Origin of the sequence: Niveibacterium sp. COAC-50 (genome assembly GCF_013184235.1) — a bacterium.
GTDB classification, from domain to species: domain Bacteria; phylum Pseudomonadota; class Gammaproteobacteria; order Burkholderiales; family Rhodocyclaceae; genus Niveibacterium; species Niveibacterium microcysteis.
The window spans coordinates 51362-77571 of the sequence record NZ_JABCJM010000008.1; the positions used below are offsets into that span (position 1 = coordinate 51362).

At 64.6% G+C, this 26210-nt stretch carries 25 protein-coding genes; 10 read left to right on the forward strand and 15 right to left on the reverse strand.

Annotated features, from left to right (window positions below; all coding sequences use genetic code 11):
- Positions 1–14: 14 nt before the first annotated feature.
- On the forward strand, positions 15–212 hold the full coding sequence (locus tag HH302_RS20395) for a YbdD/YjiX family protein (RefSeq protein ID WP_172204574.1): 198 nt from the start codon (positions 15–17) through the stop codon (positions 210–212).
- A gap of 81 nt (positions 213–293) precedes the next feature.
- On the forward strand, positions 294–1322 hold the full coding sequence (locus HH302_RS20400; RefSeq protein ID WP_172204577.1) for a GTP-binding protein: 1029 nt from the start codon (positions 294–296) through the stop codon (positions 1320–1322).
- Between the two features lie 13 nt (positions 1323–1335).
- Here the strand turns inward: HH302_RS20400 and HH302_RS20405 are convergent, their stop codons facing one another.
- Complete coding sequence (locus tag HH302_RS20405) at positions 1336–2208, reverse strand: endo alpha-1,4 polygalactosaminidase (RefSeq protein ID WP_172204579.1); 873 nt, start codon at positions 2206–2208, stop codon at positions 1336–1338.
- Positions 2209–2220: 12 nt separating this feature from the next.
- Positions 2221–3186, reverse strand: coding sequence for an aldo/keto reductase (locus HH302_RS20410; protein ID WP_172204581.1), 966 nt, complete (start codon positions 3184–3186; stop codon positions 2221–2223).
- A 55-nt stretch (positions 3187–3241) separates the two neighbouring features.
- Between HH302_RS20410 and HH302_RS20415 the strand changes: the two genes are divergently transcribed.
- The gene (locus HH302_RS20415; RefSeq protein ID WP_216662003.1) at positions 3242–3724 is read left to right on the forward strand and encodes a thioredoxin family protein; all 483 of its coding nucleotides are present in this window, start codon (positions 3242–3244) and stop codon (positions 3722–3724) included.
- A gap of 19 nt (positions 3725–3743) precedes the next feature.
- Here HH302_RS20415 and dacB read toward each other — a convergent pair whose 3' ends face one another.
- Positions 3744–5165, reverse strand: a complete 1422-nt coding sequence (gene dacB, locus HH302_RS20420) for a D-alanyl-D-alanine carboxypeptidase/D-alanyl-D-alanine-endopeptidase (RefSeq protein ID WP_172204583.1) — start codon at positions 5163–5165, stop codon at positions 3744–3746.
- Positions 5166–5326: 161 nt separating this feature from the next.
- Between dacB and HH302_RS20425 the strand changes: the two genes are divergently transcribed.
- The gene (locus tag HH302_RS20425) at positions 5327–5911 is read left to right on the forward strand and encodes a hypothetical protein (protein WP_172204585.1); all 585 of its coding nucleotides are present in this window, start codon (positions 5327–5329) and stop codon (positions 5909–5911) included.
- 146 nt (positions 5912–6057) lie between these two features.
- On the opposite strand, the gene HH302_RS20430 is transcribed toward HH302_RS20425, so the two are convergent.
- The 10 genes from HH302_RS20430 to HH302_RS20475 all read right to left on the reverse strand — a co-directional run bounded on the left by HH302_RS20430 (position 6058) and on the right by HH302_RS20475 (position 18545).
- The gene (locus HH302_RS20430) at positions 6058–7257 is read right to left on the reverse strand and encodes an NnrS family protein (RefSeq protein ID WP_172204587.1); all 1200 of its coding nucleotides are present in this window, start codon (positions 7255–7257) and stop codon (positions 6058–6060) included.
- A gap of 123 nt (positions 7258–7380) precedes the next feature.
- Positions 7381–8214, reverse strand: coding sequence for a caspase family protein (locus HH302_RS20435; protein WP_172204589.1), 834 nt, complete (start codon positions 8212–8214; stop codon positions 7381–7383).
- A 146-nt stretch (positions 8215–8360) separates the two neighbouring features.
- The gene (locus HH302_RS20440) at positions 8361–8807 is read right to left on the reverse strand and encodes a phosphate-starvation-inducible protein PsiE (protein ID WP_172204591.1); all 447 of its coding nucleotides are present in this window, start codon (positions 8805–8807) and stop codon (positions 8361–8363) included.
- Between the two features lie 131 nt (positions 8808–8938).
- Complete coding sequence (gene fba / locus HH302_RS20445) at positions 8939–10003, reverse strand: class II fructose-bisphosphate aldolase (protein ID WP_172204593.1); 1065 nt, start codon at positions 10001–10003, stop codon at positions 8939–8941.
- 241 nt (positions 10004–10244) lie between these two features.
- On the reverse strand, positions 10245–11321 hold the full coding sequence (gene fbaA, locus HH302_RS20450; protein ID WP_172204595.1) for a class II fructose-bisphosphate aldolase: 1077 nt from the start codon (positions 11319–11321) through the stop codon (positions 10245–10247).
- 39 nt (positions 11322–11360) lie between these two features.
- Positions 11361–12797 (reverse strand): pyruvate kinase, encoded by a 1437-nt coding sequence (gene pyk / locus HH302_RS20455; RefSeq protein WP_172204597.1) that lies wholly within the window; start codon positions 12795–12797, stop codon positions 11361–11363.
- Positions 12798–12968: 171 nt separating this feature from the next.
- On the reverse strand, positions 12969–14153 hold the full coding sequence (locus HH302_RS20460) for a phosphoglycerate kinase (protein ID WP_172204599.1): 1185 nt from the start codon (positions 14151–14153) through the stop codon (positions 12969–12971).
- A 223-nt stretch (positions 14154–14376) separates the two neighbouring features.
- A complete protein-coding gene (gene gap / locus HH302_RS20465; RefSeq protein ID WP_172204601.1) occupies positions 14377–15375 on the reverse strand; it encodes a type I glyceraldehyde-3-phosphate dehydrogenase in 999 nt (332 codons plus the stop codon).
- Positions 15376–15486: 111 nt separating this feature from the next.
- Positions 15487–17490: a transketolase gene (tkt, locus tag HH302_RS20470; protein WP_172204603.1), complete on the reverse strand. Its 2004-nt coding sequence runs from the start codon at positions 17488–17490 to the stop codon at positions 15487–15489.
- Between the two features lie 179 nt (positions 17491–17669).
- Positions 17670–18545, reverse strand: a complete 876-nt coding sequence (locus HH302_RS20475; protein WP_172204605.1) for a phosphoribulokinase — start codon at positions 18543–18545, stop codon at positions 17670–17672.
- Positions 18546–18666: 121 nt separating this feature from the next.
- Between HH302_RS20475 and HH302_RS20480 the strand changes: the two genes are divergently transcribed.
- On the forward strand, positions 18667–18906 hold the full coding sequence (locus HH302_RS20480) for a hypothetical protein (protein ID WP_172204607.1): 240 nt from the start codon (positions 18667–18669) through the stop codon (positions 18904–18906).
- 15 nt (positions 18907–18921) lie between these two features.
- Here the strand turns inward: HH302_RS20480 and HH302_RS20485 are convergent, their stop codons facing one another.
- A complete protein-coding gene (locus tag HH302_RS20485) occupies positions 18922–19722 on the reverse strand; it encodes an inositol monophosphatase (RefSeq protein ID WP_172204609.1) in 801 nt (266 codons plus the stop codon).
- 2 nt (positions 19723–19724) lie between these two features.
- Complete coding sequence (locus HH302_RS20490) at positions 19725–20282, reverse strand: thioredoxin family protein (RefSeq protein WP_172204611.1); 558 nt, start codon at positions 20280–20282, stop codon at positions 19725–19727.
- Between the two features lie 39 nt (positions 20283–20321).
- Here HH302_RS20490 and HH302_RS20495 point away from each other — a divergent pair, with 39 nt between their 5' ends.
- From HH302_RS20495 to HH302_RS20515, 5 genes are all read left to right on the forward strand, one after another.
- Entirely contained in the window at positions 20322–21044 is a 723-nt protein-coding gene (locus HH302_RS20495) for a 16S rRNA (uracil(1498)-N(3))-methyltransferase (protein WP_172204613.1), read from the forward strand.
- Positions 21045–21153: 109 nt separating this feature from the next.
- On the forward strand, positions 21154–22476 hold the full coding sequence (argA, locus tag HH302_RS20500; RefSeq protein WP_172204736.1) for an amino-acid N-acetyltransferase: 1323 nt from the start codon (positions 21154–21156) through the stop codon (positions 22474–22476).
- 10 nt (positions 22477–22486) lie between these two features.
- Positions 22487–24193: a sensor domain-containing diguanylate cyclase gene (locus tag HH302_RS20505; RefSeq protein WP_172204615.1), complete on the forward strand. Its 1707-nt coding sequence runs from the start codon at positions 22487–22489 to the stop codon at positions 24191–24193.
- A 79-nt stretch (positions 24194–24272) separates the two neighbouring features.
- Complete coding sequence (locus HH302_RS20510; RefSeq protein ID WP_172204617.1) at positions 24273–24545, forward strand: oxidative damage protection protein; 273 nt, start codon at positions 24273–24275, stop codon at positions 24543–24545.
- A 158-nt stretch (positions 24546–24703) separates the two neighbouring features.
- A complete protein-coding gene (locus HH302_RS20515) occupies positions 24704–25726 on the forward strand; it encodes a phospholipase A (RefSeq protein ID WP_206255135.1) in 1023 nt (340 codons plus the stop codon).
- The last annotated feature ends 484 nt before the right edge of the window (positions 25727–26210 follow it).

A 26210-nucleotide genomic window follows, 5' to 3' on the forward strand; every position in this document is an offset into this window, starting at 1 on the left:
GAAACAGGCGAACGATGTTTCGCGACCTCGCTCGCATGGGGCAAACCCTCCGTCAGGCAGCCCGCCTGATGGTGGGCCAGCCCGACTACGACACCTATGTTCAGCACATGCGCCTGACGCATCCTGAGCAGACGCCAATGACCTACGAGGAATTCTTCCGCGAACGTCAGGACGCCCGCTTCGGTGCGAAGGGCAACGGCAAGTGTTGCTGAGTCGCTGAACACCCCCCGAGCGCTCGGGGGTCTGCACCGGCCGCGATGCAGACCCGCGCGCACTCCGCAAAGGAAACCGCCATGAACCCGACCACCACGCCCATTCCCGTCACCCTGCTTACCGGCTTTCTCGGTGCCGGCAAGACGACACTGCTCAACCGCTTGCTCGCGGCACCGCACGGACAACGCACTGCGGTGGTGGAGAACGAGTTCGGCGCCGAAAGTATCGACGGCGATCTGGTCGGCCCTGGCGCCAGCACCATCGTGGAGCTGTCGAACGGTTGCATCTGCTGCAGCGTGCAGGGGGAGTTGGCCGCCGCGCTGGTCGATCTTGCAGAGCGGCGCGACATGGGGCTGATCGCGTTCGACCGGCTCGTCATCGAAACCACTGGCCTGGCCGACCCGGGCCCGGTGATCCAGAGCTTCTTCTGGGACGAGACCTTGCGCGATCGCTACGCGCTGGACGGCGTCATCACGCTGGTCGACGCCTGCCATGCGCTATCGCAGCTGGAGCGTGAGCGCGTTGCCAGTGCCCAGGTGGCCTACGCCGATCGCCTGCTGGTGACCAAGGGCGACTGCGCGGATGCGGCGGCGTCCAGCACACTGCTCCCGATCCTGCGCAACATCAACGCGCGCGCCCCGTTGCTGCGTGCGGGCACCGCTGACGAGGAGTGGCGCGATCTGCTGAACATTGGCGGATTCTCACTCGACGAGCGTGGTCTGCCGCCGCGCAAGCCGGTGCATCGTTTCGTGCGCAGTGCCGCCAGCGCCGAGGGCATCCAGGCGCCGCGTCACGATGCCGCGATCGGCTCGGTGGTGCTGGAAGCCGACGGCGAACTCGATCTGGACGCCGTGTCGGGTTTTGTGGAATCGCTGATCGAAACGCATGCCAACGACCTGCTGCGCTACAAGGGCATCCTGTCGATTGCAGGCGAGGCACGCCGGCTGATCTTCCAGGGCGTGCATCGCATTGCTGGCTTCGACTACGGTCGCGAATGGGCGCATGGCGAGCAGCGCGACAACCGCATCGTTCTGATCGGGCGCGACCTGCCTTTCGCCGCACTGCAGGCGCGCTTCGCCGCGCTCTCGCTCGAACGCTGCGAAGCCTGATCACGCGCTTGGTTCAGGGGCAGGCGTAGCGGTAGCTGTCGTCGAGCTGTTGCGCGAGTATCAGGGTGCGGATCTGCGCCTGTTGTGCCGCGGCACACAGGGCCGTGCGCGCGCCATTGGTGTTCTGCTGATAGCGCGACGCGTACTCGGCGTTGAACACCGGCTTGCCGAGCGCAATGAAGCTCGCGTACGCGCTGCATTCATTGAGCGCGAAGCACTCTTCGTTGATCGCGAAGTCGAAGTCGCCCTGCAAGTCCGGCAGCTGCTCCAGATCGTTCTTCAGTGCGATGGCGAGCTTTCTGGTGTGCGCCTGCGCCGCCAGCCAGCGGTTGTAGTTCAGCTGCGTCGCGGCACTCAGCGGAAAGCCGCTCGTGTTGGCGTAGCCGTCCACGTTGTCCGGCTCCACGCCGTCGCATCGTTTGCTGACGGCCAGATCCAGGCGCGCCGCCATGACGCTGCGCACGCTCGCCGAACGCGTGTCGAGCCAGCGTTCGCCCGCCCAGCCGGCCAGCGCGGCACCCAGGTCGGCCGCCGCGAAGCCGCCGTAATCCGGCCGCCAGTCTTCGCCGCTCCCCGCCGAGAAGTAGCACACCACCTTGCGGTTCTGCGCATGCAAGGCGTCGATCGTGGTTTGCGGGGTGTCGAACAGGTCGACGTCATAGACGCTGGCAACGTAGCTGGTGTTCAGGCTGCCGTTGAGCTGCCATTGCCAGGTGTCGCTCAATGCAGGCACCCAACGTCCACTTACAGGCGGGGCGGGGTCCGGTTGTGACGGCGCCGGCGCAGTGCTATCGCTGCCGCCGCCTCCACAGGCGCCGAGTGCCAGCAGCGCGAGCCCGATCAGGACGCTGGCGCCACGGCGAGTGCTCAGATTGAATCCAGCCATGCGGCGCCTCGCTCAGATGCTTGGGAAAAGCGCATCGAGCTGTTGCAGCGTGTCGGCATCGAGCTTGGGCAAGACGACGAGCGCGCCGAGGTTGTCCTGCAACTGGGCGACGGATGAGGCGCCCGTGATCACGCTCGATACGCGCGGGTTCGCACTGCACCATGCAATCGCCAGTTGTGCCGGGGTGCAGCCCACGTTGCTCGCAAAGGCTACGAAGCGATCGACGATGGCGTTCTTGGCGGGGTCGGTCAGCGCATCGCGCAGCCAGGCCATGGATTCCAGCGCGCCGCGGCTGCCGGCCGGCACGCCATCGCGGTACTTGCCGGTCAGGAGCCCCGAGGCGAGCGGGCTCCAGGTCGTCAGACCGAGGCCGATGTCGTCGTACAGGCGTGCGTATTCCTTCTCGACGCGCGCGCGGTGGAATAGGTTGTATTGCGGTTGCTCCACTACCGGCTTGTGCAGATGGTGGCGTTCGGCAATCTCCCACGCTGCGCGGATCTCGTCAGCGGCCCACTCCGAGGTGCCCCAGTACAGCGCTTTGCCCTGCTCAACCATGTCGTGCATCGCCCACACCGTCTCTTCGATCGGCGTGTTCGGATCGGGGCGGTGGCAGTACGCGAGGTCGACATAGTCGAGCCCGAAGCGCTGCAGCGATCCGTCAATTGCCTGGCGCAGGTATTTGCGGTTGAGCGTGTTGCGCTGGTTCGGCCCCTCCGACAAACCCCAGTAGAACTTGGTCGACACCACGTACTTCACGCGCGACCAGCCCAGCTCGCGCAGGGCGGCGCCCATGATCGTTTCTGACTGCCCGCCGGCGTAGGCCTCAGCGTTATCGAAGAAGTTCACCCCATGGTCGAAGGCCGCGGCCATCAGTTCGCGGGCGGCGCGTGTGTCGACCTGGTTGTGATAGGTCACCCAGGAGCCGAGCGAGAGCTGGCTCACTTGCAGGCCGGAGCGGCCGAGACGACGGTATTCCATTTCCTGCTCTCCTTGCGGATACCCTGCGGTGCTAGATTGGCGCTTTGCAGCCGATATGAAGCAAGCCGACATGCTACGCGCCTCACGCCTCGCCCTGAATCTGTTCATCCTTTTGGCCTGCCTCGGTTCATCAGCCCGGGCGGCTGACACGATGCCCTACGACGAAGCCGCCAATGCGCGAGCGGATATTGCCGCCGCGCTCAAGCAGGCCAAACAGCAGAAGAAGCATGTCTTGCTGGTATTCGGCGCCAATTGGTGCAAGGACTGCCGCGAGCTCGCGCGCAAGATGGGCGAGGGCTCACTCGCCCAGCATGTCTCCCGGCAGTACGTCGTCACCAAGGTCGATATTGGCAATTGGGACCGCAATCAGGATGTGGCCGCTGACTATGGCAACCCGAGCAAGAAGGGCATCCCCGCGGTTGCGGTGCTCGATGCGAAAGGAAAGCTGCGCCATGCGACCTCGGCCGGCGAGCTGGCGTCTGCCCGCGACATGGGCGACGCGGAACTGATGGCGGTGTTCGCGCAGCTCGCAAAGTAGGCCGGCTGGGGCAGGCCTGCTACTCGGCGGCGTAGAGCCGTGTCAGCAGGGCTTCCAGCGCTGCATCGCCGGCGTCGGCGTTCGGGTGGTTGATCAGCCACGCGAATGCGATCCAGCGCCCGCGCGCATCCAGCAGATAACCGGCGGCGCTTTTTACGCCGTCCAGCGTTCCGGTCTTCACATAGCCGCGTCCGGCCACCGCGGTGCCTGGCAGGCGTTTCTTCATCGTGCCATCGATGCCAATGATTGGCTGCGCGGCCATGAATTCAGGCATGCGCGGGCTCATCCAGGCCGCGCGCAGCAGCGTGCCGAGCTGTGCTGCGGTGCTGCGCTCCTGGCGCGAGAGCCCGGAGCCGTTTTCGATCACCCACTGCTGCGGATCCAGACCGCGCGTGGGCATCCATGCGCGCAGGCGCGTCGCTGCCGCCTCGGGTGTTGCGGGCGCAGCGCCATCCAGCAGCGCGAGGCTCAGAAAGATCTGTCGCGCCATCAGGTTGTTGGAGTACTTGTCCGTCTCACGCAGCGCATCGGCCAGCGGCGGTGACTGCCAGCTCGTCAGCAGGCTTGCGTCGGCCGGGGTGGCGGCGCTCCGCACATGGCCGGAGAAGCGGCCGCCCAGCTCCTGCCAGATCGCGCGGATCACGCCATTGGCCATCAGCACCGGATCGGGCGCAGCAAGGTTGAGCATCTTCTCGCCACATGCAGTGGGGAAGCGGCCGGGCAGGCGCACATTCACTGATTCGCCTTTGGCGGTGATTTCCGGCGCGACCAGATCGCGCCAGCTGGGGCAGCCGTCGCCCGCTTGTGCGCGCAGACTGTTCTCGACTTGCAGGCCGGCAAACGGCAGCGTTGGCACGGCGTCCACGCCACCGTCCGCACGCGGGCTGATCCGCAGCGTGATCGCGTTGAAGTTCACCGCCAGCGCGTCGGGCGCCGCGTTGTAGACGCGCACCGCGCGGCCATCGAAGGCCGCCGGGTCGTGCGGTGGCAGCGAGAACAGACTGCGGTCGAGCAGGATGTCGCCGTGGATTTCGCGTACGCCACGGCTGCGCACATCGCGCAGCAGGCCGCCCAGCCGATCCCAGGTCAGGAAGGGGTCGCCGCCGCCGCGCAGGATCAAGTCGCCGTCGAGGACCCCGGCGTTCAGCGTGCCGCGCGTGAGCACATCCGTCTTCCATGTCCACGCCGGCCCCAGCAGTTCGAGCGACGCGAGGCTGGTCAGCAGCTTCATCACGGACGCGGGGTTGCGTGGCGTATCTCCGCGGTGCGCCCACAGCGGCTTTCCGCCGTCCGGTGCGCCAACCCATAGCGACACCGCGGACTCTGGAATGTTGCCGGCGCGCAGCGCGCGGGTAACGTCATCCGGCAGTGCGGCGCGGACGGGTTGGCCCAGCATGCCGATGAGGGTGATTGCAAGGCTAATGTGTTTCAGGCTCTTCATGCGGCATACCGTACCACGGCGCTTACAAAGCGTTGCAATGCCTCACGCCCGCGAAACGCCTGCCGGGCGGCGCTCGGGCACGATGCAGTCACGCGATGACGACCGGGTAGGCGGTGTCAGCGAAACGGCAACAAACCCGCGCACTGCGCAAGGAGACTCGAATGATCACGACGCTTCGCCTGTTGGCCGTGCTGCTCGCCGGCCTCCCTGCTGTCGCTGCGATGGCGGCCGACACGACGGCGGTGGACCGCAACGTCAAACAGCAAGAACGTATCGAACAAGGCCTGCAGAGTGGCTCGCTGAATACCCGCGAGGCTGCGCGCCTTGAGAAGCAGCAATCGAAGATCGAGCAGATGGAGGCGCATGCCTCGCGCGATGGTCAGGTCAGCAGCAAGGAAGCGGCACGCATCAAGCAGGCGCAGAACGCCGAGAGCGAGTTGATCCGTAGCGAAAAGCACGATGCGCAACGTGGCAATCCGAACTCGGTATCGAGCCAACGCATGCAGGCCGATGTCTCGCGGGACATCAATCAACAGACGCGGATCCGCAACGGCCTGGCCGACGGCAGCCTGACGACCCATGAAGCGGGACGTATGGAGCGCCAGCAGGCATCGGGCGATCGCAAGCTGGCGCGCGCTGGCAGCGATGGTTACGTCGGTGCAGGTGAGCAGCGCCGCGTGGTGAGCACGGATAACCGCCAGTCGCGTCACATCTGGCGCCAGCGCCACGACGCGCAACACAACTGAATCGGGGCCGTCGTTCCCGGGGCTGAGGGCTGCTCGGTCCTTGTCGGGTGCCGCGTGGTGCTCAGCCCAAAACGACACTCAGGTGCATCTCCAATCCCTTATGGGGGGTGAGGGTTTCGCTCCTCACCCGATCCCCCCAACCTTTTTCACCCCGGACGTCCGTCCACACGCGGGTTCATCAGGATTGGCGCATACCTGATCAGGTACAGCGCGAAAGCACCACTCCAGCACAGCATTGCAAGGCCCAGCACCGCGCTCATTGCGCCGGGTAGCACCAGCGGCCCGATCACGCGAATCAAGGCGCCGCCGTGCAGCAGCGCATAGGCGGCCGTCTCGCTGCGGCCGGCGAGCAGCAGGCGGCCGGTGTGACCGAGTGCTGTGCGCGTGATCATGCCGAGGATCAGCGCGCTCATCGCGCCAAAGCCGAAGGCATGCCATGCGGGCGATTGCGGAATCCAGCCGAGGGCCGCGACAGCGAGCAGTGTCAGGCCAACCGGCAGCCACAGGTGCCCGAGGTGCAGCACCCACAGCAGAGGCGTCTTGCGCGTGGCCCACGGGTTCCAGCCCCAAGTGCGTATCGCCTGCAAGACTGCCGCGAGCAGCGCGACGATGGCGGTCAGCGCGGCGTTGGCGCCTCCCACCGACAGCGCCAACGCGCAGCCGGTAAAGCCGATCGCGCAGGCGTTGATCTGGTCGTTCTGGAATTGCCGCACCCCTTTCAACGCGTTCGCGGTGAAGCTCGGCACGATGCGCCCGGCGATGATCGTGACCAGCATCATCACCAGCGCAAGCGCTGCGTGCATTACGGTCAATGGATCTGCGGCGATCAGGCCATGCACGCTGGCGTGGAACAGCCCGTTTGCCACCGTGAGCGCGAGCAGCAGCGCGACGGTGAAATAGTTTCGCTGGCTCTTCGCGCGCCACAAGACTCGACCAAGCGACACCGCGGCGAGCGGCAGGAAGGCCAGGTCCAGAACGGCGGCCAGGAGCGGCGGGGCCGCGTAGATGCCGATGCGGCCAAGCAGCCAGATCGCGGCGAGGGCTGCGAGCGGGGCGCCCTTCGCCGTCGGCAGGCTGGTCCAGTTCTGCGCTGCGGTTAAGAGAAAACCGACGATCACGGCAACCGCGAAACCGAAGACCATTTCGTGCGCATGCCAGAACAGACCGGGCATCCACGGCGGCGCGGGCAGCAGGCCGTGAAACTGCGCCAGCCAGAGCGGTACTGCCAAGGTGGCGAACAGCGCTGCAAGCAGATAGAAGGGGCGGAAGCCCAAGGCGAACAAGGCAAAACCCTTGGGCGGTGTTTTGGGGCGGACGGTGGGTTCGTCCAGTCGGATCAAGGCCATTTTGTGTGCTCTGTTTTGGGGGAGATGCGAGCTTGATCCGGCGCGGGTGCCGGCGCCTTGCCTGCCATCAAGCGACGGGGCGCGCCGAAGCGCGCCCCCGTTCGTTTGCCTGCCGAGCTGCGCTCAGGTGCCGAGTTGGCGCGTTTTGGTGGCGCGGTCGGAGTTGAGTTCTGGTACCTGGGTATAGCGATTGGCCTTGAGGTCGTCACGCACTTGCTTGAGCAGATCGCTGCGCTTGATCTGGCCCTTGGCCGTCTTGATCCGCGCAGTCAGGTAGTAGGTGAATGCCCCCGCATAGGCTTTGCCGATCTTGGCGTCCGCGCTCGTCTGGCTCGACTTGCAGGCGGCCCACAGGATTGCGTGATCGATCCCCGCGTCATCGAGCCGCTTGCGTAGCCCAGGTGCGCTGCGCCCGGTCATGTTGTCGATCGCGATCGGCGTAGGCGGCGGCAGCCAGCGCGGCTTGCGTGTCGGGATCAGGTCAAGCGCCTTGAGTCCGGTGCCGCTGTGGCAGGTGTCGAAGAAACATTCGACCAGCACGGTCTTCGGCACCTTGGCGAAGAGTGCGCGCAGCTCATCGTCGACGATCACGCGGTCACGGTCCCATTCGCCGTTCTTCTCCGCGAGGTCGTGCATGCAGAAGGCCTCGTCGGCGTTGTCGGCCTCGTCGTCATTGAGATCCGGCACCTGGGTGCCGTGCGACGAGATGCTGAAAACCAGGTGCGAGACCTTCCCGGCCACTGCCGCGTCGACCAGCTTGCCCAGCGCACCCATCACCTTGGCCTTGGTCGCTTGCGCATCGGTCAGCGTCTGGATGTTCTCGGCAGGAAATCCCAGGTACTTGACCAGCATGTCCTGCATGCTGGCGACGTCATTCACGCAGCCGTTGAGTTGCGCGCCGGGGTAGTTCTTGAATTGATTGATGCCGACACAGAGTGCACGTTTGGCGCCCGCCATGGGAAGCTCCTTGCTGGTTCGGGGATGCAGAGGGAAGGAATGCGCGCTGCGCATTCCATTCGTATAGCCCTGCAAGGGCCGCAGCGCAAGGCTTACCGCGTGGCGGGGAGCGAACTACCGCATGCACGGGGGGCGTTGAGCGGGAGTCATTCCCTTACATAGGGTTTCTTGGCCGGGGTGTCGCGGTCTTCGTTGTACGGGAAGCGCACATGGCCGTAGCGGATCACCAGCACGCCGATCGCAAGCAGCAGGATCGCGCCCGAGATGGCCAGCATGCGCCATTCGGTGAGCTCCTTGAGGTCGAGGATCAGGTAGCGGGCGAGGGCCACCATGCCGATGTAGAGCGGAAAGCGCACCGGCAGCTGCCCGCTCTTGAAGTACTGCGCGATCATCGTCAGCACTTCGAGGTAGAGGAACATCAACAGCAGATCGGTCAGTGTGACGCGGCTGTTGCGCCACATTGCGACGACTTCTTCACCCATCGCGATCGATGTCGCGACGCCGACCACCGCGAGGCCGAAGAACTCGACCCACTCGAGGCCGTACTTGAATGCCGCGCGGGCGCGGTGCAGCGGAGAACCTACTGGTGTCATGGTGTGCCGGGGGGGAGGGGCCGCGCGGGGTGCGCGCCCCGACTATACCGCCCCCCGGCGGGGCGCGACACCCCGCGGTGCTGCGAGGCGCCAGCTTTGGTGCCCGCGCCCTCGCACCGTCGGCATCTGAATCAGGCGATCTTCTGCGCCAGCTCGCCGGACTTGTAGCGCGCAGCCATGCTGTCGAGCGACAACGCACGGATCTTTTGCGCCTGGCCAGCCGATCCGAACGCCTCGAAGCGCGCCTTGCAGATCGCCTTCATGGCGTTCTTGGCTTCCAGCAAATACTTGCGCGGATCGAAGTTCTTGCCGTCCTTCGCGAGATGGCGACGGATCGCACCGGTCGAGGCCATGCGCAGATCGGTGTCGATGTTCACCTTGCGCACGCCGTGGCGAATGCCTTCGACGATCTCTTCGACCGGCACGCCATAGGTGCTGCCCATGTCGCCGCCGAATTCGTTGATGATCGCGAGCCAGTCTTGCGGCACCGAGGACGAGCCGTGCATCACCAGATGGGTGTTGGGGATGCGGGCGTGGATTTCCTTGATGCGGTCGATGCGCAGCACGGCGCCGGTGGGCGGGCGGGTGAATTTGTAGGCCCCGTGCGAGGTGCCGATTGCGATCGCCAGCGCGTCGACGCCGGTTGCGCGGACGAACTCGGCCGCTTCGTTCGGATCGGTCAGCAACTGGTCGTGCGACAGCGCACCTTCGGCGCCGTGGCCGTCTTCCGCTTCGCCGTGGCCGGTTTCGAGCGAGCCGAGGCAGCCGAGTTCGCCTTCGACCGACACGCCCACAGCGTGCGCGAGTTCAACTACCTTGCGCGTGGTCGCGACGTTGTAATCGAAGCTCGACGGCGTCTTGGCGTCTTCCAGCAGCGAGCCGTCCATCATCACGCTGGAGAAGCCCGAGCGGATCGCCTGGATGCACACCGCCGGGCTCGCGCCATGGTCCTGGTGCATCACGACCGGAATATCGGGGTGGGTTTCGAGCGCGGCGAGGATCAGGTGGCGCAGGTAGGCTTCACCCGCGTACTTACGCGCGCCTGCGGAGCCCTGCATGATCACCGGGCTGCCGGTTTCCTGCGCGGCCTCCATGATGGCCTGGACCTGTTCCAGGTTGTTGACGTTGAAGGCGGGCAGGCCGTAGTCGTGTTCCGCTGCGTGATCCAGCAGCTGGCGCATCGAGACGAGAGGCATCGGATTACTCCATTTCAGGGTGGGTGTGCCGCGAAACGGGGGGATGTCGCAGGCGAAGTCAATGGGCTAGGCCGTGGGGCGCCCATCGCGAGGCCGGCATTCTCGCTGATTTGCGGCGCGAATTCGCGTCAGGATTTTCCATAACTCGGCCGCGGCAGCAATTCGTCACCCGCCGCACGGCCAAGAAAAAAGGCGCCGCCCTTTCGGGACGGCGCCTTTCGGCTGAGCCGGGTGCGGGTGCTTACAGCACGTCGACCGCGTTCAGTTCCTTGAAGGCCTGCTCGAGGCGGGCGATCATGGTTTCCTGGCCCTTGCGCAGCCACACGCGCGGGTCGTAGTACTTCTTGTTCGGGCTGTCCGGGCCTTCCGGGTTGCCCAGCTGGCCTTGCAGGTAGCCTTCCTTGGCCTTGTAGTACTTCAGGATGCCTTCCCAGCATGCCCACTGCGTGTCGGTGTCGATGTTCATCTTGATGACGCCGTAGGACACCGAGTCCGCGATTTCCTGTGCCGTGGAGCCCGAACCGCCGTGGAACACGAAGTTCAGGGTCTTGGCCGGTACGCCGAACTTCTCCGACACGTACTTCTGCGAGTTGTCGAGGATCGACGGGGTCAGCTTCACGTTACCCGGCTTGTACACGCCGTGCACGTTGCCGAACGAGGCCGCGATGGTGAAACGCGGGCTGATCTTGATCAGCTTCTCGTAGGCATAGGCCACGTCTTCCGGCTGGGTGTAGAGGGCCGACTGATCCATGTGGCTGTTGTCGACGCCGTCTTCTTCACCGCCGGTGCAGCCCAGTTCGAGCTCCAGCGTCATGCCCATCTTGGCCATGCGAGCGAGGTACTTCTCGCAGATCTCGATGTTCTCTTCCAGCGACTCTTCCGACAGGTCGAGCATGTGCGAGGAGAACAGCGGCTTGCCGGTTTCGGCGAAGTGCTTCTCACCGGCGTCGAGCAGGCCGTCGATCCACGGCAGCAGCTTCTTGGCTGCGTGGTCGGTGTGCACGATGACCGGCACGCCGTAGGCGGCAGCCACGGCGTGCACATGCTTCGCACCGGAGATCGCGCCGATGATTGCGGCTTGCTGACCTTCGAGCTTGAGGCCCTTGCCAGCGATGAACTGTGCGCCACCATTCGAGAACTGAACGATGACCGGAGCCTTCACCTTGGCGGCGGCTTCCAGCACGGCGTTGATCGAGTCGGTGCCAACGCAGTTGACGGCGGGCAGCGCGAACTTGTTCGCCTTGGCGATCTCGAACACCTTCTGCACGTCGTCACCGGTGATGACACCCGGCTTCACGAAATCAAAAATCTTGGACATGGATTCTTCCAATCTCTGGGTTGGATGGGGAGATCCGGATCAGCTGTTTTCGCCGATACGGACGATCTTCAGGCTGTTCGTTCCGCCAGACTGGCCCACCGGGTCACCACAGGTGAAGACCACGATGTCGCCCGGCTGCACAACCTTGTTCTTCAGCAGGATCTTTTCGGCATCGCGGAGCAGGCGCTCGCGATCGACGTTGTCTTGCGGCGGCGTCAGGATCGGGTAGACCTCGCGCATCAGCGCGCACTTGCGAACCGTTTCCTGATCCGGCGTCAGTGCGTAGACCGGCACGCCGCAGTTCAGACGGCTCATCCACAGCGCGGTCGAGCCGGACTGCGTCAGCGCGGCGATCGCCTTGGCGCCCATGTGGTGCGCGGTGAACAGCGCGGCCATGGCGATCGACTGGTCGATACGGCTGAAGGTACGGTCGAGGAAGTGCTGGTCGAGCGTGATCGGGTTGAACTTCTCGGCTTCGGTCGCAACGCGCGCCATCACCTCGACGGTTTCAACCGGGAACTTGCCGGCGGCGGTTTCGGCCGACAGCATGACCGCGTCGGTACCATCGAGCACCGCGTTGGCAACGTCGGACACTTCTGCACGGGTCGGAACCGGGCTGGAGATCATCGATTCCATCATCTGGGTCGCGGTGATCGTCAGCTTGTTCATTTCGCGGGCGATGCGGATCATGCGCTTTTGCAGCGCCGGCACCGCAGCTTCGCCAACTTCAACAGCCAGGTCGCCACGGGCAACCATGATGCCGTCGGAGGAGTTCAGGATCTCTTCCAGCGCCTTCAGTTCAACGGCTTCGGTACGCTCGATCTTGGCGATCGTCAGCGCATGGCCGCCGGCCGCGCGCATCAGCGTCTTGGCCATGTACATGTCGGCCGCGCTCTTCGGGAAGGACACGGCGAGGAAGTCGACGCCGATCTGCGCGGCGGTCTTGATGTCTTCCATGTCCTTGGCGGTCAGCGCCGGAGCGGTCAGGCCGCCACCCTTGCGGTTGATGCCCTTGTTGTTCGACAGCTCGCCGCCTTGAACGACCTTGGTGTGGATCTCGGTGCCCTTGACCTTTTCCACTTCCAGCGTGATCTTGCCGTCGTCCAGCAGCAGGATGGTGCCGGGCGAAACGTCGCGCGGCAGTTCCTTGTAGTCGAGGCCAACGCGATCCTGGTTACCCATTTCGCAGGTGGCGTCGAGGATGAACTTCGCGCCGTTAGCCAGCGTGATCTTGTTCTTCTCGAACTTGCCGACGCGGATCTTCGGGCCTTGCAGGTCACCGAGGATGCCGACGTTACGACCGACCTTGGCGGCCGCTGCGCGAACCATGTTGGCGCGAGCGATATGGTCTTCAGGCTTGCCGTGCGAGAAGTTCATGCGAACTACGTCGACGCCTGCAGCGATCATGCGCTCAAGCGTTTCCGGATCCGACGACGAAGGTCCGAGGGTGGCGACGATTTTGGTATGGCGTTGCATCCGAGCTCCTTTTTGGGGGGATGTCATGACGGTCATTCCGTCATCAGGGGGGAGAGGAACCGGGAGCGGGAAGCGCCGCAACGCACTTCCCGCGCACCGTTGATTCTAGTTTGCAGCGTTAAGGTCTGCCGCAAATGCGCACGGCGACGCAGGCCGCCGCGCTCATCCGCGTCAGGCCTCGGCGCGCTTCATCAGCGCGTCGACCGCCGGCAGGGTCTTGCCCTCGAGGAACTCGAGGAAGGCACCGCCGCCGGTCGAGATGTAGCTGACCTTGTCGGTGATGCCGAACTTGCCGATCGCAGCCACGGTGTCGCCACCGCCAGCGATCGAGAAACCTTCAGAGTTGGCGATCGCGTCGGCAATTGCCTTCGTACCGCCGGCGAACTGTTCGAACTCGAACACGCCAACCGGGCCGTTCCACACGATCGTGCCCGCGGCCTTGAGCTGGTCAGCCAGCGCCGCAGCGGTGTTCGGGCCGATGTCGAGAATCATCTCGTCAGCACCGACATCGGCTGCCGCTTTGGTGGTTGCTGCCGCATCGGCCTTGAATTCGGTGGCGACGACGACATCGGTCGGGATCGGCACGCCGGCACCGCGCGCAGCCATCTTTTCGATGATGCGTTTGGCTTCCGGTACCAGATCGGCTTCCATCAGCGACTTGCCGACCGGCAGGCCCGAGGCCGCCATAAAGGTGTTGGCGATGCCACCACCAACGATCAGCTGATCAACCTTATCTGCGAGGCTGTCGAGAATCGTGAGCTTGGTCGAAACCTTCGAACCCGCGACGATCGCGACCAGCGGGCGCTTCGGGTTGCCCAGCGCACGGCCGATCGCATCCAGTTCGGCGGCCATCAGCGGGCCCGCGCAGGCAACCGGAGCGGCCATTGCCAGGGCATGCGTGGTGGCTTCGGCGCGGTGTGCAGTACCGAAGGCATCATTGGCATAAACATCGCAGAGCTTCGCCATCTTGGCGGCCAGCTCTTCGTTGTTCTTCTTTTCGCCCTTGTTGACGCGGCAGTTCTCGAGAACGACCACTTCGCCCGGCTTCACGTCGAAACCGCCATCGACCCAGTTCTGAACCAGGCGCACCGGCATGTTCAGCAACTCGGACAGACGTTGTGCGCAGGGGGCCAGGGAATCATCAGGCTTGAATTCGCCTTCGGTCGGACGACCGAGGTGCGAGGTCACCATGACACCGGCGCCTTTTTCCAGGGCCAGCTTGATGCCGGTCACCGAGGCGCGGATACGGGTGTCGTCAGTGATATTGCCGGCATCGTCCTGCGGGACGTTCATGTCGGCGCGGATGAATACACGCTTGCCCGCGAGGTCCAGATCGGACAGTTTCTTGAATTGCATGGCGATGTTCTCGATTTCAAGGGGTGAGAATCCGGGGCCGCGCACCGCTCTATGGCGTCGGCGCTTGCGCAACTGCCAGTGTGCCTGCGCGTGTGCCGTGGCACGTTGCGCAAACTCAAACCGGTAGAGGGGCGGTGACCGGAGATCGAGGCCAGAAAAAACACGGAGGTCCCAGCGGCCTATGGCGCCAGGAGCTCCGTGTCAGTTCATGCGCTCAGGCCAATCACTTGGAAACGACGCGAACCATCTCCAGAACCTTGTTGGAGTAGCCCCACTCGTTGTCGTACCAGGCGACGAGCTTGACGAAGGTGCCGTCCAGCGCGATGCCGGCTTCAGCATCGAACACCGAGGTGTTGGCTTCGCCACGGAAGTCGGTCGAAACGACCTTGTCGGTGGTGTAGCCGAGCACGCCCTTCATCGGGCCTTCCGACGCGGCCTTCACAGCAGCGCAGATTTCTTCGTACGTGGCCGACTTTTCGAGTTCCACGGTCAGGTCGACCACGGACACATCGGAGGTCGGAACGCGGAACGCCATGCCGGTCAGCTTGCCCTTGACTTCCGGGATCACCACGCCGACAGCCTTGGCAGCGCCGGTCGACGACGGGATGATGTTTTCCAGGATGCCGCGGCCACCGCGCCAGTCCTTGTTCGACGGGCCGTCAACGGTCTTCTGGGTGGCGGTAGCAGCGTGCACCGTCGTCATCAGGCCGCGCTTGATGCCGAAGTTGTCGTTGATGACCTTGGCGATCGGGGCCAGGCAGTTGGTGGTGCAGGAGGCGTTCGAGATGATGTCCTGGCCCGCGTAGGTCGTGTGGTTCACGCCGTACACGAACATCGGGGTGTCATCCTTCGACGGAGCCGATTGAACAACCTTCTTGGCGCCGGCGGCGATGTGCTTCTGGCAGGTTTCCTTGGTCAGGAACAGGCCGGTCGATTCGACGACCACGTCCGCACCGACTTCGTCCCACTTCAGTTCGGCCGGATCCTTGACAGCGGTCAGGCGGATCTTCTTGCCGTTGACGATCAGGGTGTTGCCTTCGACCGACACTTCACCTTTGAAGCGGCCGTGCACCGAGTCGTACTTCAGCATGTATGCGAGGTAGTCGGGCTCGAGCAGGTCGTTGATGCCAACGATTTCGATGTCAGAGAAGTTCTGAACGGCAGCGCGGAAAACCATACGGCCGATACGGCCAAAACCATTGATACCAACCTTGATCGTCATTGTTTTCTCCTGGTAAAGGGGGTAGTGCTATGTCCCTGAACGACTGCCGCGTTGCGCGCGACCGGCACCGGACCGGGGGAGTCCATGTGCGCCTAAGAAATCACATCGACTTTACAGCAGCGCTTCGACTGCCTTTTTGACGTAATCGGGGGTAAACCCAAAATGTTTGAACAATTCGCCAGCCGGAGCGGACTCTCCGAAGCTGTCCATGCCGACTACGGCACCGTTTGAGCCCACATAACGGTACCAATGGGCTGAAACACCGGCTTCGACAGCCACTTTCGGCAGGTTTGCAGGCAAAACGGCGGCTTTGTAGGCGGCGTCCTGCTTGTCGAACAGATTGGTGCTGGGCATCGACACGACACGCACCGGGATGCCGGCTTCGGCGAGTTGCTTCTGCGCCGTCAGTGCGAGTGCGACTTCCGAACCCGTGGCCATGATGACCGCCTTGGCGCCTTCGGCGTCGGACAGCACATAGCCGCCGCGGCGAATGTCCGCGATCTGCTGGGCGCTGCGCGCGACGAAGGGCAGGTTCTGGCGCGACAGCGCGAGCACCGTCGGGCCGTCGGCACGCTCCAGTGCGTTGATCCAGCCGGCCGCGGTTTCCACCGTGTCGCAGGGGCGCCAGACGTCCAGGTTCGGGATGATGCGCAGGCTGGCGACGTGCTCCACCGGCTGGTGCGTCGGGCCGTCTTCGCCGAGGCCGATCGAATCGTGCGTGTAGACCATGATCTGGCGTTGCTTCATCAGCGCCGCCATGCGGATCGCGTTGCGCGCGTAGTCCGAGAACACCAGGAAGGTCGCGGTGTAGGGGATGAACCCGCCGTGCAGTGCGAGGCCGTTGGCGATCGCGGTCATACCGAACTCGCGCACACCGTAGTTGATGTAGTTGCCGCCTGCGTCGCGGGTCACGCTCTTGGAGCCGGACCACAGCGTCAGGTTGGAACCGGCGAGGTCGGCCGAACCGCCCAGCAGTTCGGGCAGCGCCGGCGCCAGCGCCTCGATGGCGTTCTGGCTGGCCTTGCGGGTGGCGATGGTTTCGCCCTTCTCGACGATCTTCGCGAGCGCGGCGTCGCGCTTGGCCGACCAGTCGGCGGGCAGTTCGCCGGCCATGCGGCGCACGAACTCGGCGGCCAGTTCCGGGAAGGCAGCCTTGTACGCGGCGAAGCGGGTGTTCCACTCGGTCTCGCGGGTGGCGCCGGCTTCCTTGGCGCTCCATTGTGCGTAGACGTCAGCAGGGATCTCGAAAGCGGGGTGGTCCCAGCCGATCACCTTGCGCGTGGCTTCGATTTCCGCTGCACCGAGCGGCGCGCCGTGTGAATCGTGACTGTCGGCCTTGTTCGGCGAGCCCATGCCGATGATCGTCTTGCAGATGATCAGCGTCGGCTTGCTCGACTCGGCCTTTGCCGACACGGTGGCGGCGTCGATTGCAGCAGCGTCGTGCCCGTCGATCGGGCCAATCACCTGCCAGCCATAGGCTTCGAAGCGCTTCTTGGTGTCGTCGGTGAACCACCCCTCGACATGGCCGTCGATCGAGATGCCGTTATCGTCGTAGTACGCGATCAGCTTGCCCAGGCCCAGCGTGCCGGCCAGCGAGCAGGCCTCGTGCGAGACGCCTTCCATCAGGCAGCCGTCGCCAAGGAAGGTATAGGTGTAATGATCGACCACCGCATGGCCGGGGCGGTTGAATTCAGCGGCGAGCAGTTTCTCTGCGAGTGCGAAACCCACGGCGTTCGTAACGCCCTGGCCGAGCGGGCCGGTGGTGGTCTCGACGCCTGGCGTGTAGCCGACTTCGGGGTGGCCCGGCGTCTTCGAATGGAACTGGCGGAAGTTCTTCAGATCTTCGATCGAGACGTCGTAGCCGGTCAGGTGCAGCAACGCGTAGATCAGCATCGAGCCGTGGCCATTGCTGAGGATGAAGCGATCGCGATCGGCCCACTTCGGATTGGCCGGGTTGTGGCGCAGGTGGCGGCGCCACACGACTTCGGCGATTTCGGCCATGCCCATCGGCATGCCGGGGTGGCCGGAGTTGGCCTTCTGAACGGCATCCATGGCAAGCGCGCGAATGGCGCCGGTCAGCGCGTTGAATGCGGGAAGCGGGCGATTGGTCGACATCTTGAACACTCTGGGTTGGTCCGGGATGGCCTGGCGCGACTTTCGGACGGACGCGTCTCAGACGGCCGATGCACCGTTGCGGTGCAGCAAAGACCGTAATTATGAGCGAAAACCGTTTATGGGCGTTAGCTGGTTTTCCTTATGGCCCTCTGCCGGGGCAGAAGGGCCCCTGCCGGTGCTCAGAGCAGTGCGCGCCGGCGTTCGATCAGGCGCAGCACGAGCGGCGTCATGATCAGCTGAATCGCTAGATCCATCTTGCCGCCCGGCACCACGATGGTATTCGGACGGCTCATCCACGATCCATCCAGCATGGCCAGCAGATAGGGGAAATCGGTGCTTTTCGGATCGCGAAAACGGATCACCACCATCGATTCATCGAGGGTTGGGACGTTGCGCGCGATAAAAGGATTTGAAGTATCGACCAGCGGCACGCGCTGGAAGTTGATGTGGGTGCGCGAGAACTGGGGGACGATGTAGTGCACATAGTCCGGCATCCGGCGCAGGATCGTGTCCTGCACGGCGTCGATCGAGTATCCGCGGACCTTGGTGTCGCGCAGCACCTTCTGCACCCACTCGAGGTTGATGATGGGCACCACCCCGATCAGCAGGTCGACATGGCGGACCAGATCGATCGTGTCGGTGACGATGCCGCCGTGCAGCCCTTCGTAGAGCAGGCAGTCGGTATCGGGCGGGATGTCCTCCCACGGCGTGAAGGTGCCAGGCCGCTGCTTCCACTGCGAAGCCTCGGTTTCGTCGTGCAGGTACCAGCGGCGTTGGCCGGTGCCGTTCTCGCCGTAGTTGCGGAAACAGGCCTCGAGCTCGGTGAAGAGATTGCCATCGGGGCCAAAGTGCGACAGGGGCGGGCCGCCCTTGCGCTCGGCCTTGGCGATGGCGCGCCGCATGCCTTCGCGGTCGTAGCGGTGGAATGCATCCCCCGCGACGAAGGCGGCTTCGACCATCTCGCGCCGGAAGATCCACTCGAAACTCTTCTGCACGGTCGTCGTGCCTGCGCCAGACGAGCCGGTAACGGCGATGATCGGATGCTTCGCGGACACGGCGCCTCCTCCGATGGTCAGGGACCCATGTTAGCGCAAGCCCGGTGCGGCCGGACAGGCCCTTCAGAGCGCGTGTGACCGACTACAATTGGCGGCTCAATCAGGGCCCCAGGAGACCCCCATGCGTTTGATCGTGATTCTGATCGTGCTGGCCATCGTGGGCTGGCTGGCGGCAAGCAACCTCAAGAATCAGGGGGCGGCCGTCAGCAATGCGGCGCGGCAGGCCGGCGTCGAAGTGTCGCAAAGCGCGACACCACGTGAACAGGTTGAAGCGGTGGGTAAGGCGGTCGAGAAGATCCAAGAACAGGAAGCTGAAAAGCGCCAGCAGATCCTGGATCAGGCAGAGGGCGGCACGAAGTAGTTCGCGTCGGGCGGTCTAGCCGCCGGCGCGCAGCAGCCAGCCGAGCCATTGCGCATGGAGCGCGGGGCTGGCTGCAACGACGACGGACTGCTTGCCGCTCGGGCTCGCGCGCAACGGACTGCCGTCCAGCGCGCTGGCGACGCCGCCTGATTCTTCGACCAGCAATCGGCCGGCGGCGTAGTCCCACAGCATCTGGCCGCCGTGCAGATACACATCCAGCCGGCCGGCCGCGATGAAACACCATTCCAGCGCGCTCGAACCAAAGTTGCGAAGCGAGAAGCACGGCGAGTTCACCGCGAGATGCGCGGCAAGCGCGGGTGGAACGCGTTTGAAATCAACCCCGCCGACTGCCGCGGATAGGGTGTCGGGCGGTTGGCGAAGCGGCAGGCGTTGGCCGTTGAGCCAGGCGCCGGCGCCTCGCCCGGCGTAGAAGGTTTCATCGGCGATCGGGTTGTAGACCACCCCGAATTGGGTTTCGCCGTTGACCAGAAAACCGACCGACAGGCCGAAAACCGGGATGCCGTTGGCGAAATTGGTGGTGCCGTCGATCGGATCGATCACCCACAAGCCCTGCGCGCCCTGCGCCCAGCAGTCGCGTTGCTGCTCGGCGCTCATTTCCTCGCCCAGCACCGGCGCATCGACGACGTCCATCAGGCGCTCGGCAAGGGCTCGCTGCGTTGCGCCATCCGCCTCGGTCAGCGAACTGCCGTCGGATTTATGCTGGCGCCCGGCTTTCAGATAGAGCGGCATGGTGACTTCGCGCGCCACCTCACGGACTACGGATTCGAGCGCGCGTGCGCGAGCGAACATCGGCATGTTCAGGTGCTCCGCCACTTGATCGAACAGCCGATCGACGGAATCTGTTCGCGCGGCCCCTGGCTGGTCTCAGCGACCAGCCGCATGGCCTCGAACAGATCGCGCGGCGCATCGGCGGGCGCGGCGTCCTTGCGCGAAGCATCCAGCCGACCGCGGTACTGCAGGCCGAGGCTGGCGTTATAGCCAAAGAAGTCCGGCGTACAGACGGCGCCATAGGCGCGCGCTACGGATTGGTCTGCATCGAGCAGGTAAGGGAAAGGAAAGGCTTTCTCCTGTGCGATGCGGACCATTTCGTCCCAGCCGTCCTCGGGATAGTCCGACGGGTCGTTCGACATGATTGCAACGCACCCGATACCCAGTGCCGCAAGATCGCGCGCGTCACGGATGATGCGATCGAGCACCGCTTTCACGTAGGGGCAGTGGTTGCAGATGAACATCACCAGCAGGCCGTTCGGCCCGCGGCAGGACGCAAGCGTGTGCCGCTGCCCGTCGGTGCCGGGCAGATCGAAGTCGGGCGCAGGGGTGCCAAAGGCACACAAGGGCGTTGCGGTGCTGACCACGGTGAGGTCCAAGGGGTGCGTAAAATTTATAATAGTACGATGCACGCTCGTTTCTTCTGCCCGGACCTGCCCGCTGCGGGGCATGAATTCACGCTTCCACCGGAAGTCGCCCACCATGCGGATCGGGTGCTGCGCCTGCGTGCGGGCACTCGTGTCACGCTCTTTGACGGCGCAGGGCACGAAGCCGAGGCGGTGTTGTTGCAACTGGGCCGCGACCCACTCGCGAGGATTGAATCGGTTGTCGCGCTGAATCGTGAGGCGCCGCTGACGGTAACGCTGGTACAGGCGCTGGCGACGGGCGACAAGATGGACTGGATCGTGCAGAAGGCGGTGGAGCTTGGCTTCGCCGCAGTGCAGCCAGTGGCGGCCGAGCGCAGCGTGCTGAAACTGGACGGCGCGCGCGCTGAGAAACGGGTGGAGCACTGGCGTCAGGTCGCGGTTTCGGCTTGCGAGCAGAGCGGGCGCAATCGCGTGATGCCGGTGGATGGGTTGTTGACGCTGCCGCAATGGCTCGCGCAGCCGTTTGCGGGGGAGCGCTGGGTGCTGTCGCCGGAAGGTGGTGAGCGCTTGTCCGCGCTCCCCGCACCGACCACACCGGTTGCGCTGATGATTGGTCCGGAGGGCGGTTGGTCCGAGCGCGAACTGGCCGCTGCGCGCGCCGCGGGATGCAAGCCGCTCGCGCTTGGGCCGCGCATCCTGCGTACGGAAACGGCTGGCATCGCCGCAATGGCTGCGATGTTGGCGCTTTGGGGTGATTTCTAATCGGGCCGCTGGCCCATTGCACGAGGAAGGATCAATGCCGCACACGCAGTCGGATCAGCAAGCGGACCCGGACGCCCGGGTCATCAGCGACAAGGTATCGGCCGCCACCATGATGCGCGAGTCCGATGCGATCCGATTCGTTGAATGGGTGCGAGGTGCTGCGCCTTACGTGCACGCCTTCCGCGGCAAGACTTTCGTACTCGGTTTTGGCGGCGAGGTCGCCGAAGGCGACCTGCTCGAGAAGCTCTGCTACGACTGCAACCTGCTTGCCGCGATGGGCGTGCGCCTGGTGCTGGTGCACGGCACGCGGCCGCAGATCGAGGAAGAACTCGCGCGACGCAAGCTGCCCTCGCGCCTGCATGAAGGCGTGCGCGTGACGGATGCCGATGCGCTTGAATGCGTGAAGGCGGCGGTCGGCAGCACCCGCATCGAAGTCGAGGCTAGGCTCTCACAGGGCCTGCCGAACACGCCGATGGCGGGCGCACACATGCGCGTGACCGGCGGCAACTTCATCACCGCCAAGCCGATCGGTGTGGTCGACGGCATCGACTACCAATACACCGGCGCGGTGCGCAAGGTCATCGCCGATGAAATCGCCGCCGACCTCGACCAGCAGAATGTCGTGCTGATCTCGCCGCTGGGGGTGTCGCCCTCCGGCGAGATCTTCAACCTCGCGATGGAAGAGGTGGCCGAACAGGTGGCGATTGCACTCAAGGCAGAGAAGCTGATCTACCTGAGCGATGCGCCGGGTCTGCTCGACGAGCAGGGGCGGCTGATCGAGACAATCACCGCCGATGAGGCCGAGCGCATGTTCCGCGACGGCCGCGGCCTGACCGAAGACCTGCACCTGTTCCTGCCGCGCGCGATCCGCTCGGTGCGCTCCGGCGTCAATCGTGCCCACTTGCTCGATCGCGACAAGGACGGTGGGTTGCTGCTGGAGTTCTTCACCCGGCAGGGTGTCGGCACCATGGTGTCGAAGGAGTCGCTCGCTCGATTCCGCGAGGCGACGATCGAAGATGTCGGCGCGCTGTTGTCGATCATCGCGCCACTGGAAGCCGACGGCACGCTGGTGCGGCGCTCGCGCGAGCTGATCGAAATGGAGATCACCCGCTTCTCGGTGGTCGAGCACGATGGCGTGATGGTCGGCTGCGCGGCGCTCTACCCGTTCTCGGAAGAGCGTGCCGCGGAGATGGCCTGCCTCGCCGTGACCCAGCAGTTCCGGCGCAGTGGGCTGGGTGAGCGGCTGATGCAGCATATCGAAGCGCGCGCTCGCAACGCGGGACTTGAGCGCTTGTTCGTGCTGACGACGCGGACCGAGCACTGGTTCCGTGAGCGCGGTTTCCGCGAAGTCTCGCCGGATCAGCTGCCGCAGGAAAAGCGTGAGCTGTACAACTTCCAGCGCCGCTCCAAGGTGCTGATGAAGTTGCTCTAGGCGCCGCCGCATGACGCACCGCAGCCGCTTCGCGCGGGCCTTGATTGCTGCGGTGGCGTTTGCGGCGCTCTGGGGTGCGCTGACGTCGCTGCTGGCGGCGACGACGGTCACCGGGCCAGGCGCCTGGCCGCTCGGCTTGGTCGTGATCGTGTCGGGGCTGTTTGGTTCGCTCGGTGCGTTGATCGCGCTGTCGCTCGCACGGCGCTGGATGCAGCAGGTGTTCGACGACCTGCGCGATGCGGTGCGCGCAAGCGATCGCTCAGGTGGCGCGCTGGCGGGTGAAGCCGCTGGCTGGGCCGCCTTCGACGCGGTGGTGTCCGAGTTCGATCGCCTCGCGCGCCTGCGCGCCCTTCGTATTGGCGCACTGACGCGGCAGGAGGCGCGCTTTCGTGCGCTGGCCGATTCCACGCACAGCGTCGAAGCATGGTTCGACCGCACCGGCGCGCTGGTATGGATCAGCCGCTCGGTGGAGCGCGTCAGCGGCTATTCGCGCGCGGAATGCCTGCTGGCACCGAGTCTGATCGAACTGATGGTGCCGCTCAAGGACCGCGCCCAGCTCACGTCGCTGGGTCGCAGCGCGCTCGCCGGTGAGGGCCGCAGCGACTTCGAGATCCGGATCCAACGAAAAGACGGCGGGCTGCGCTGGGTCGCCTGCCACTGGGTGGCGATGAAGAATGCGGCGGGGCGCATGCTCGGTGTGCGGCTATCCGTCGAAGACATCCAGGCGCGGAAGGATGTCGAAGCCCGCTTGCTTGACACCGTTGCTGAACTGCGCCGCGCGCAGGCGCTGACAGGCCACTATCTGCAGCGCACCGAAGACGAACGCCTGCGTCTTGTGTCGCTGCTCGACACCTTGCGGGTCGGCATCCTCTTTGTTGATCGCGATCGACGCGTCTATTACTGCAACCACGCCTTGCGCGAGATGTGGGGGTTTTCGCCGGATGAAAACCTTACGGGCCTGCGCGACGAGGCGCTGATCGAGCGCAGCGCCGCGCTGCGCGCCGACGATACCGCCTACCGCTTGCACCTCGATGCGGTGTTGTCGCGGCAGGCGGCCTCGCCACGGTACGAGATTCCGCTCAGCGATGGGCGGGTGCTCGAAGAAGTGTCCGCACTGGTGAGGTCGGAGGACGGCGCGCGACGCATCGGCCGGGTGTGGGTGTATGAAGACATCACCGAACGCAAACAGACGGCGCAGCGGTTGATCGAAATCGCCGAACACGATGCACTGACCGGCCTCTACAACCGTCGCCGCTTCCATGAGGAACTGGATCGCATGCTGGCGGTCGGACAGCGGCACGGTGAGCAGGTCGCGTTGCTGTCCTTTGATCTCGATGGCTTCAAGGCAGTCAACGACCGCTTCGGTCACCAGGCGGGCGATCGAGTGCTGATCGGTGTGGCCGATGGCGTGGCCGCCATCGTGCGGCGCAACGAGTTGCTGTTCCGCCTGGGTGGCGATGAATTCGCCGTGCTGGTACCTGAGGCGAAGCCGGCAGAGGTGATCACGCTTGCGCAGCGCGTCAACCGCAGCATTGCCTCGCAACGGTTTGCTTTTGACGACGGCGAGGCGTCGGTCGGCGTGAGCATTGGCATCGCGTTGTTCCCGGAACACGCGCGCGACGCCGAGGCGCTGATCGAAGCGGCGGATACGGCGTTGTACGCGGCCAAGGCTGCCGGCAAGGGCACCCAGGTGCTCTACCAGCCGCCGCAAACCTGATTCGAACCGGCGGGCGAGCTAGAATGGCGCGCTTGCCGCGGCGCATGCCGCGCACCCATTTGCAGAAAGGACGCTTACGATGACGCGCACGGTTCAGTGCATCAAGCTTGGCCGCGAGGCCGAAGGGCTTGACCGCCCGCCTTACCCCGGCGAGCTGGGGGTGAAGATCTACGAACAGGTGTCGAAAGAAGCCTGGGCGGGCTGGATCAAGCACCAGACCATGCTGATCAATGAAAACCGGCTTAACCTGATGGACGCGCGCGCGCGCAAGTACCTCGCCGAACAGATGGAGAAATACTTCTTCGGTGCGGGGGCTGACCAGGTTCAAGGTTACGTGCCGCCGTCGGCCTGAGCGACGCTCTGCGGACAAGAAAGGGGCTGCGGCCCCTTTTTTATTGGTGTCACGCATGTCGCCACGCCGCAACGGCAGGCGAACAAGCGCTTGAGCAGTGCCGGTGCATGACGAGAGAATCCGCCATCCACATCAAGAATCCACCTCACGGAGCACGTATGAAGACCCACGCCACCGGCCTCGGCCTTGTCGCAATGCTCGCGGCCACACCGGTGATGGCCGACATTCAGGACTGCATCGGCGTTGCCGGCGATGCCGAGCGGCTCGCCTGTTACGACCGTGAGTCTGGCCGCAATACCCGCCTCGCGCTGGCGCCGGCATCCGAGCGCCCGGTCGAGAGCGTCGCGCCCTCGCCGTTGTCGGAGCGCTGGGAGCTGGATCCCAAGCACAAGACGGGCACCTTCCAGTTCCGCTACCACACGCCGATCTATTTCCTCGCGGCGCACTATTCGACGGATGTTAACGACGATCCCTATTCGCCCTCGCGCGGCTACGTGACGAGCAATTCGCGCGAAGCCTCAGGCGGCAAGATCCCGTACGACTCGACCGAGGTGAAGTTCCAGATCGGCTTCAAGGTGAAGCTGTGGGAGAACATGATTGGCGACAACGGCGACTTGTGGATGGGTTATACCCAACAGTCTTACTGGCAGCTCTACAACAAGGATTTCTCGGCACCGTTCCGCGAGACCAACTACGCGCCGGAGCTGATCAATACCTGGCGCACCAACCTGCAGATGGGTGGGGTGAAGCTCAGCATGATCAACCTCGGCCTGATCCACCAGTCGAACGGCCGTACTGAGCCGATCTCGCGCTCGTGGAACCGCATTTATGCGCAGGCCGGGCTGGAGGCGGGCAATTTTGCGGTCCTGATCCGCCCCTGGTACCGCCTGCAGGAAGATCCGGAAACCGACGACAACCCGCAGATCGAGAACTACATTGGTCGCGGCGACCTGAACATGATCTACAAGCTGAAGGAGCAAGAGTTCTCGCTGCTTGCGCGACACAGCCTGCGTGGTGGCGATGAGAGCCGCGGCAGTGTCCAGTTCGACTGGTCCTTCCCGATCTACGGCAACCTGAAGGGCCACGCCCAAGTCTTCACGGGTTACGGCGAATCGCTGATCGACTACAACCACCGGCAGACCACATTCGGCCTTGGCATCTCGCTGGCGCAGTGGATGTGACGCGAGCGGGTCAAGTGATTGGCCGCGGCGGACAAGGCCTGTTAGGCCACAGTCCGCCACACTTGGCCTGCCTCTGCATGGGATGAAGTTGATGCCCAAATTTGCCCCGCCCGGTCTCCGCGCGGGGCTTTTTCTTTGCGTCGTCCGGTGGGCGCGGTCCGTGTCCGCCAGGGACAAGACGCTGGCCCGCCGCGCCATGGTGAGCACGACGGCGCTGCGGGAGAATGAACTCGTCGTCACCGCAGTCTCCTCTGTGTGCTGACTGATCTCTCCTCTAGTGGTTTCTTCACCCCGCCGTGCCGAGCACCGCGGGGTTTTCTTTTGCCGCGGCCACGTGATGCGGAGCGCGCGTTCTTGGGGGCGTGCGAGGGTGGTGCGGCGGACGCGCGCCGGGCACGGGAGATGCCGCTCAGGCTCTGGCGGACAAGCCGATGGCTCCCCCGGGCATGGTTGCAATGACGCCATGGCGGGAGAATGAATCCGT

Coding starts and splice junctions, on each gene's coding strand:
- HH302_RS20495 (WP_172204613.1), top strand. CDS start 20,322: ATGCACGCTCGTTTCTTCTGCCCGGACCTGCCCGCTGCGGGGCATGAA.
- tkt (WP_172204603.1), bottom strand. CDS start 17,490: ATGTCGACCAATCGCCCGCTTCCCGCATTCAACGCGCTGACCGGCGCC.
- fbaA (WP_172204595.1), bottom strand. CDS start 11,321: ATGTCCAAGATTTTTGATTTCGTGAAGCCGGGTGTCATCACCGGTGAC.
- HH302_RS20440 (WP_172204591.1), bottom strand. CDS start 8,807: ATGACACCAGTAGGTTCTCCGCTGCACCGCGCCCGCGCGGCATTCAAG.
- HH302_RS20435 (WP_172204589.1), bottom strand. CDS start 8,214: ATGGCGGGCGCCAAACGTGCACTCTGTGTCGGCATCAATCAATTCAAG.
- dacB (WP_172204583.1), bottom strand. CDS start 5,165: ATGAAGAGCCTGAAACACATTAGCCTTGCAATCACCCTCATCGGCATG.
- HH302_RS20410 (WP_172204581.1), bottom strand. CDS start 3,186: ATGGAATACCGTCGTCTCGGCCGCTCCGGCCTGCAAGTGAGCCAGCTC.
- HH302_RS20460 (WP_172204599.1), bottom strand. CDS start 14,153: ATGCAATTCAAGAAACTGTCCGATCTGGACCTCGCGGGCAAGCGTGTA.
- HH302_RS20515 (WP_206255135.1), top strand. CDS start 24,704: ATGAAGACCCACGCCACCGGCCTCGGCCTTGTCGCAATGCTCGCGGCC.
- HH302_RS20505 (WP_172204615.1), top strand. CDS start 22,487: ATGACGCACCGCAGCCGCTTCGCGCGGGCCTTGATTGCTGCGGTGGCG.
- HH302_RS20425 (WP_172204585.1), top strand. CDS start 5,327: ATGATCACGACGCTTCGCCTGTTGGCCGTGCTGCTCGCCGGCCTCCCT.
- pyk (WP_172204597.1), bottom strand. CDS start 12,797: ATGCAACGCCATACCAAAATCGTCGCCACCCTCGGACCTTCGTCGTCG.
- HH302_RS20400 (WP_172204577.1), top strand. CDS start 294: ATGAACCCGACCACCACGCCCATTCCCGTCACCCTGCTTACCGGCTTT.
- HH302_RS20480 (WP_172204607.1), top strand. CDS start 18,667: ATGCGTTTGATCGTGATTCTGATCGTGCTGGCCATCGTGGGCTGGCTG.
- HH302_RS20485 (WP_172204609.1), bottom strand. CDS start 19,722: ATGCCGATGTTCGCTCGCGCACGCGCGCTCGAATCCGTAGTCCGTGAG.
- HH302_RS20415 (WP_216662003.1), top strand. CDS start 3,242: ATGAAGCAAGCCGACATGCTACGCGCCTCACGCCTCGCCCTGAATCTG.
- HH302_RS20405 (WP_172204579.1), bottom strand. CDS start 2,208: ATGGCTGGATTCAATCTGAGCACTCGCCGTGGCGCCAGCGTCCTGATC.
- HH302_RS20395 (WP_172204574.1), top strand. CDS start 15: ATGTTTCGCGACCTCGCTCGCATGGGGCAAACCCTCCGTCAGGCAGCC.
- gap (WP_172204601.1), bottom strand. CDS start 15,375: ATGACGATCAAGGTTGGTATCAATGGTTTTGGCCGTATCGGCCGTATG.
- HH302_RS20430 (WP_172204587.1), bottom strand. CDS start 7,257: ATGGCCTTGATCCGACTGGACGAACCCACCGTCCGCCCCAAAACACCG.
- argA (WP_172204736.1), top strand. CDS start 21,154: ATGATGCGCGAGTCCGATGCGATCCGATTCGTTGAATGGGTGCGAGGT.
- HH302_RS20510 (WP_172204617.1), top strand. CDS start 24,273: ATGACGCGCACGGTTCAGTGCATCAAGCTTGGCCGCGAGGCCGAAGGG.
- fba (WP_172204593.1), bottom strand. CDS start 10,003: ATGCCTCTCGTCTCGATGCGCCAGCTGCTGGATCACGCAGCGGAACAC.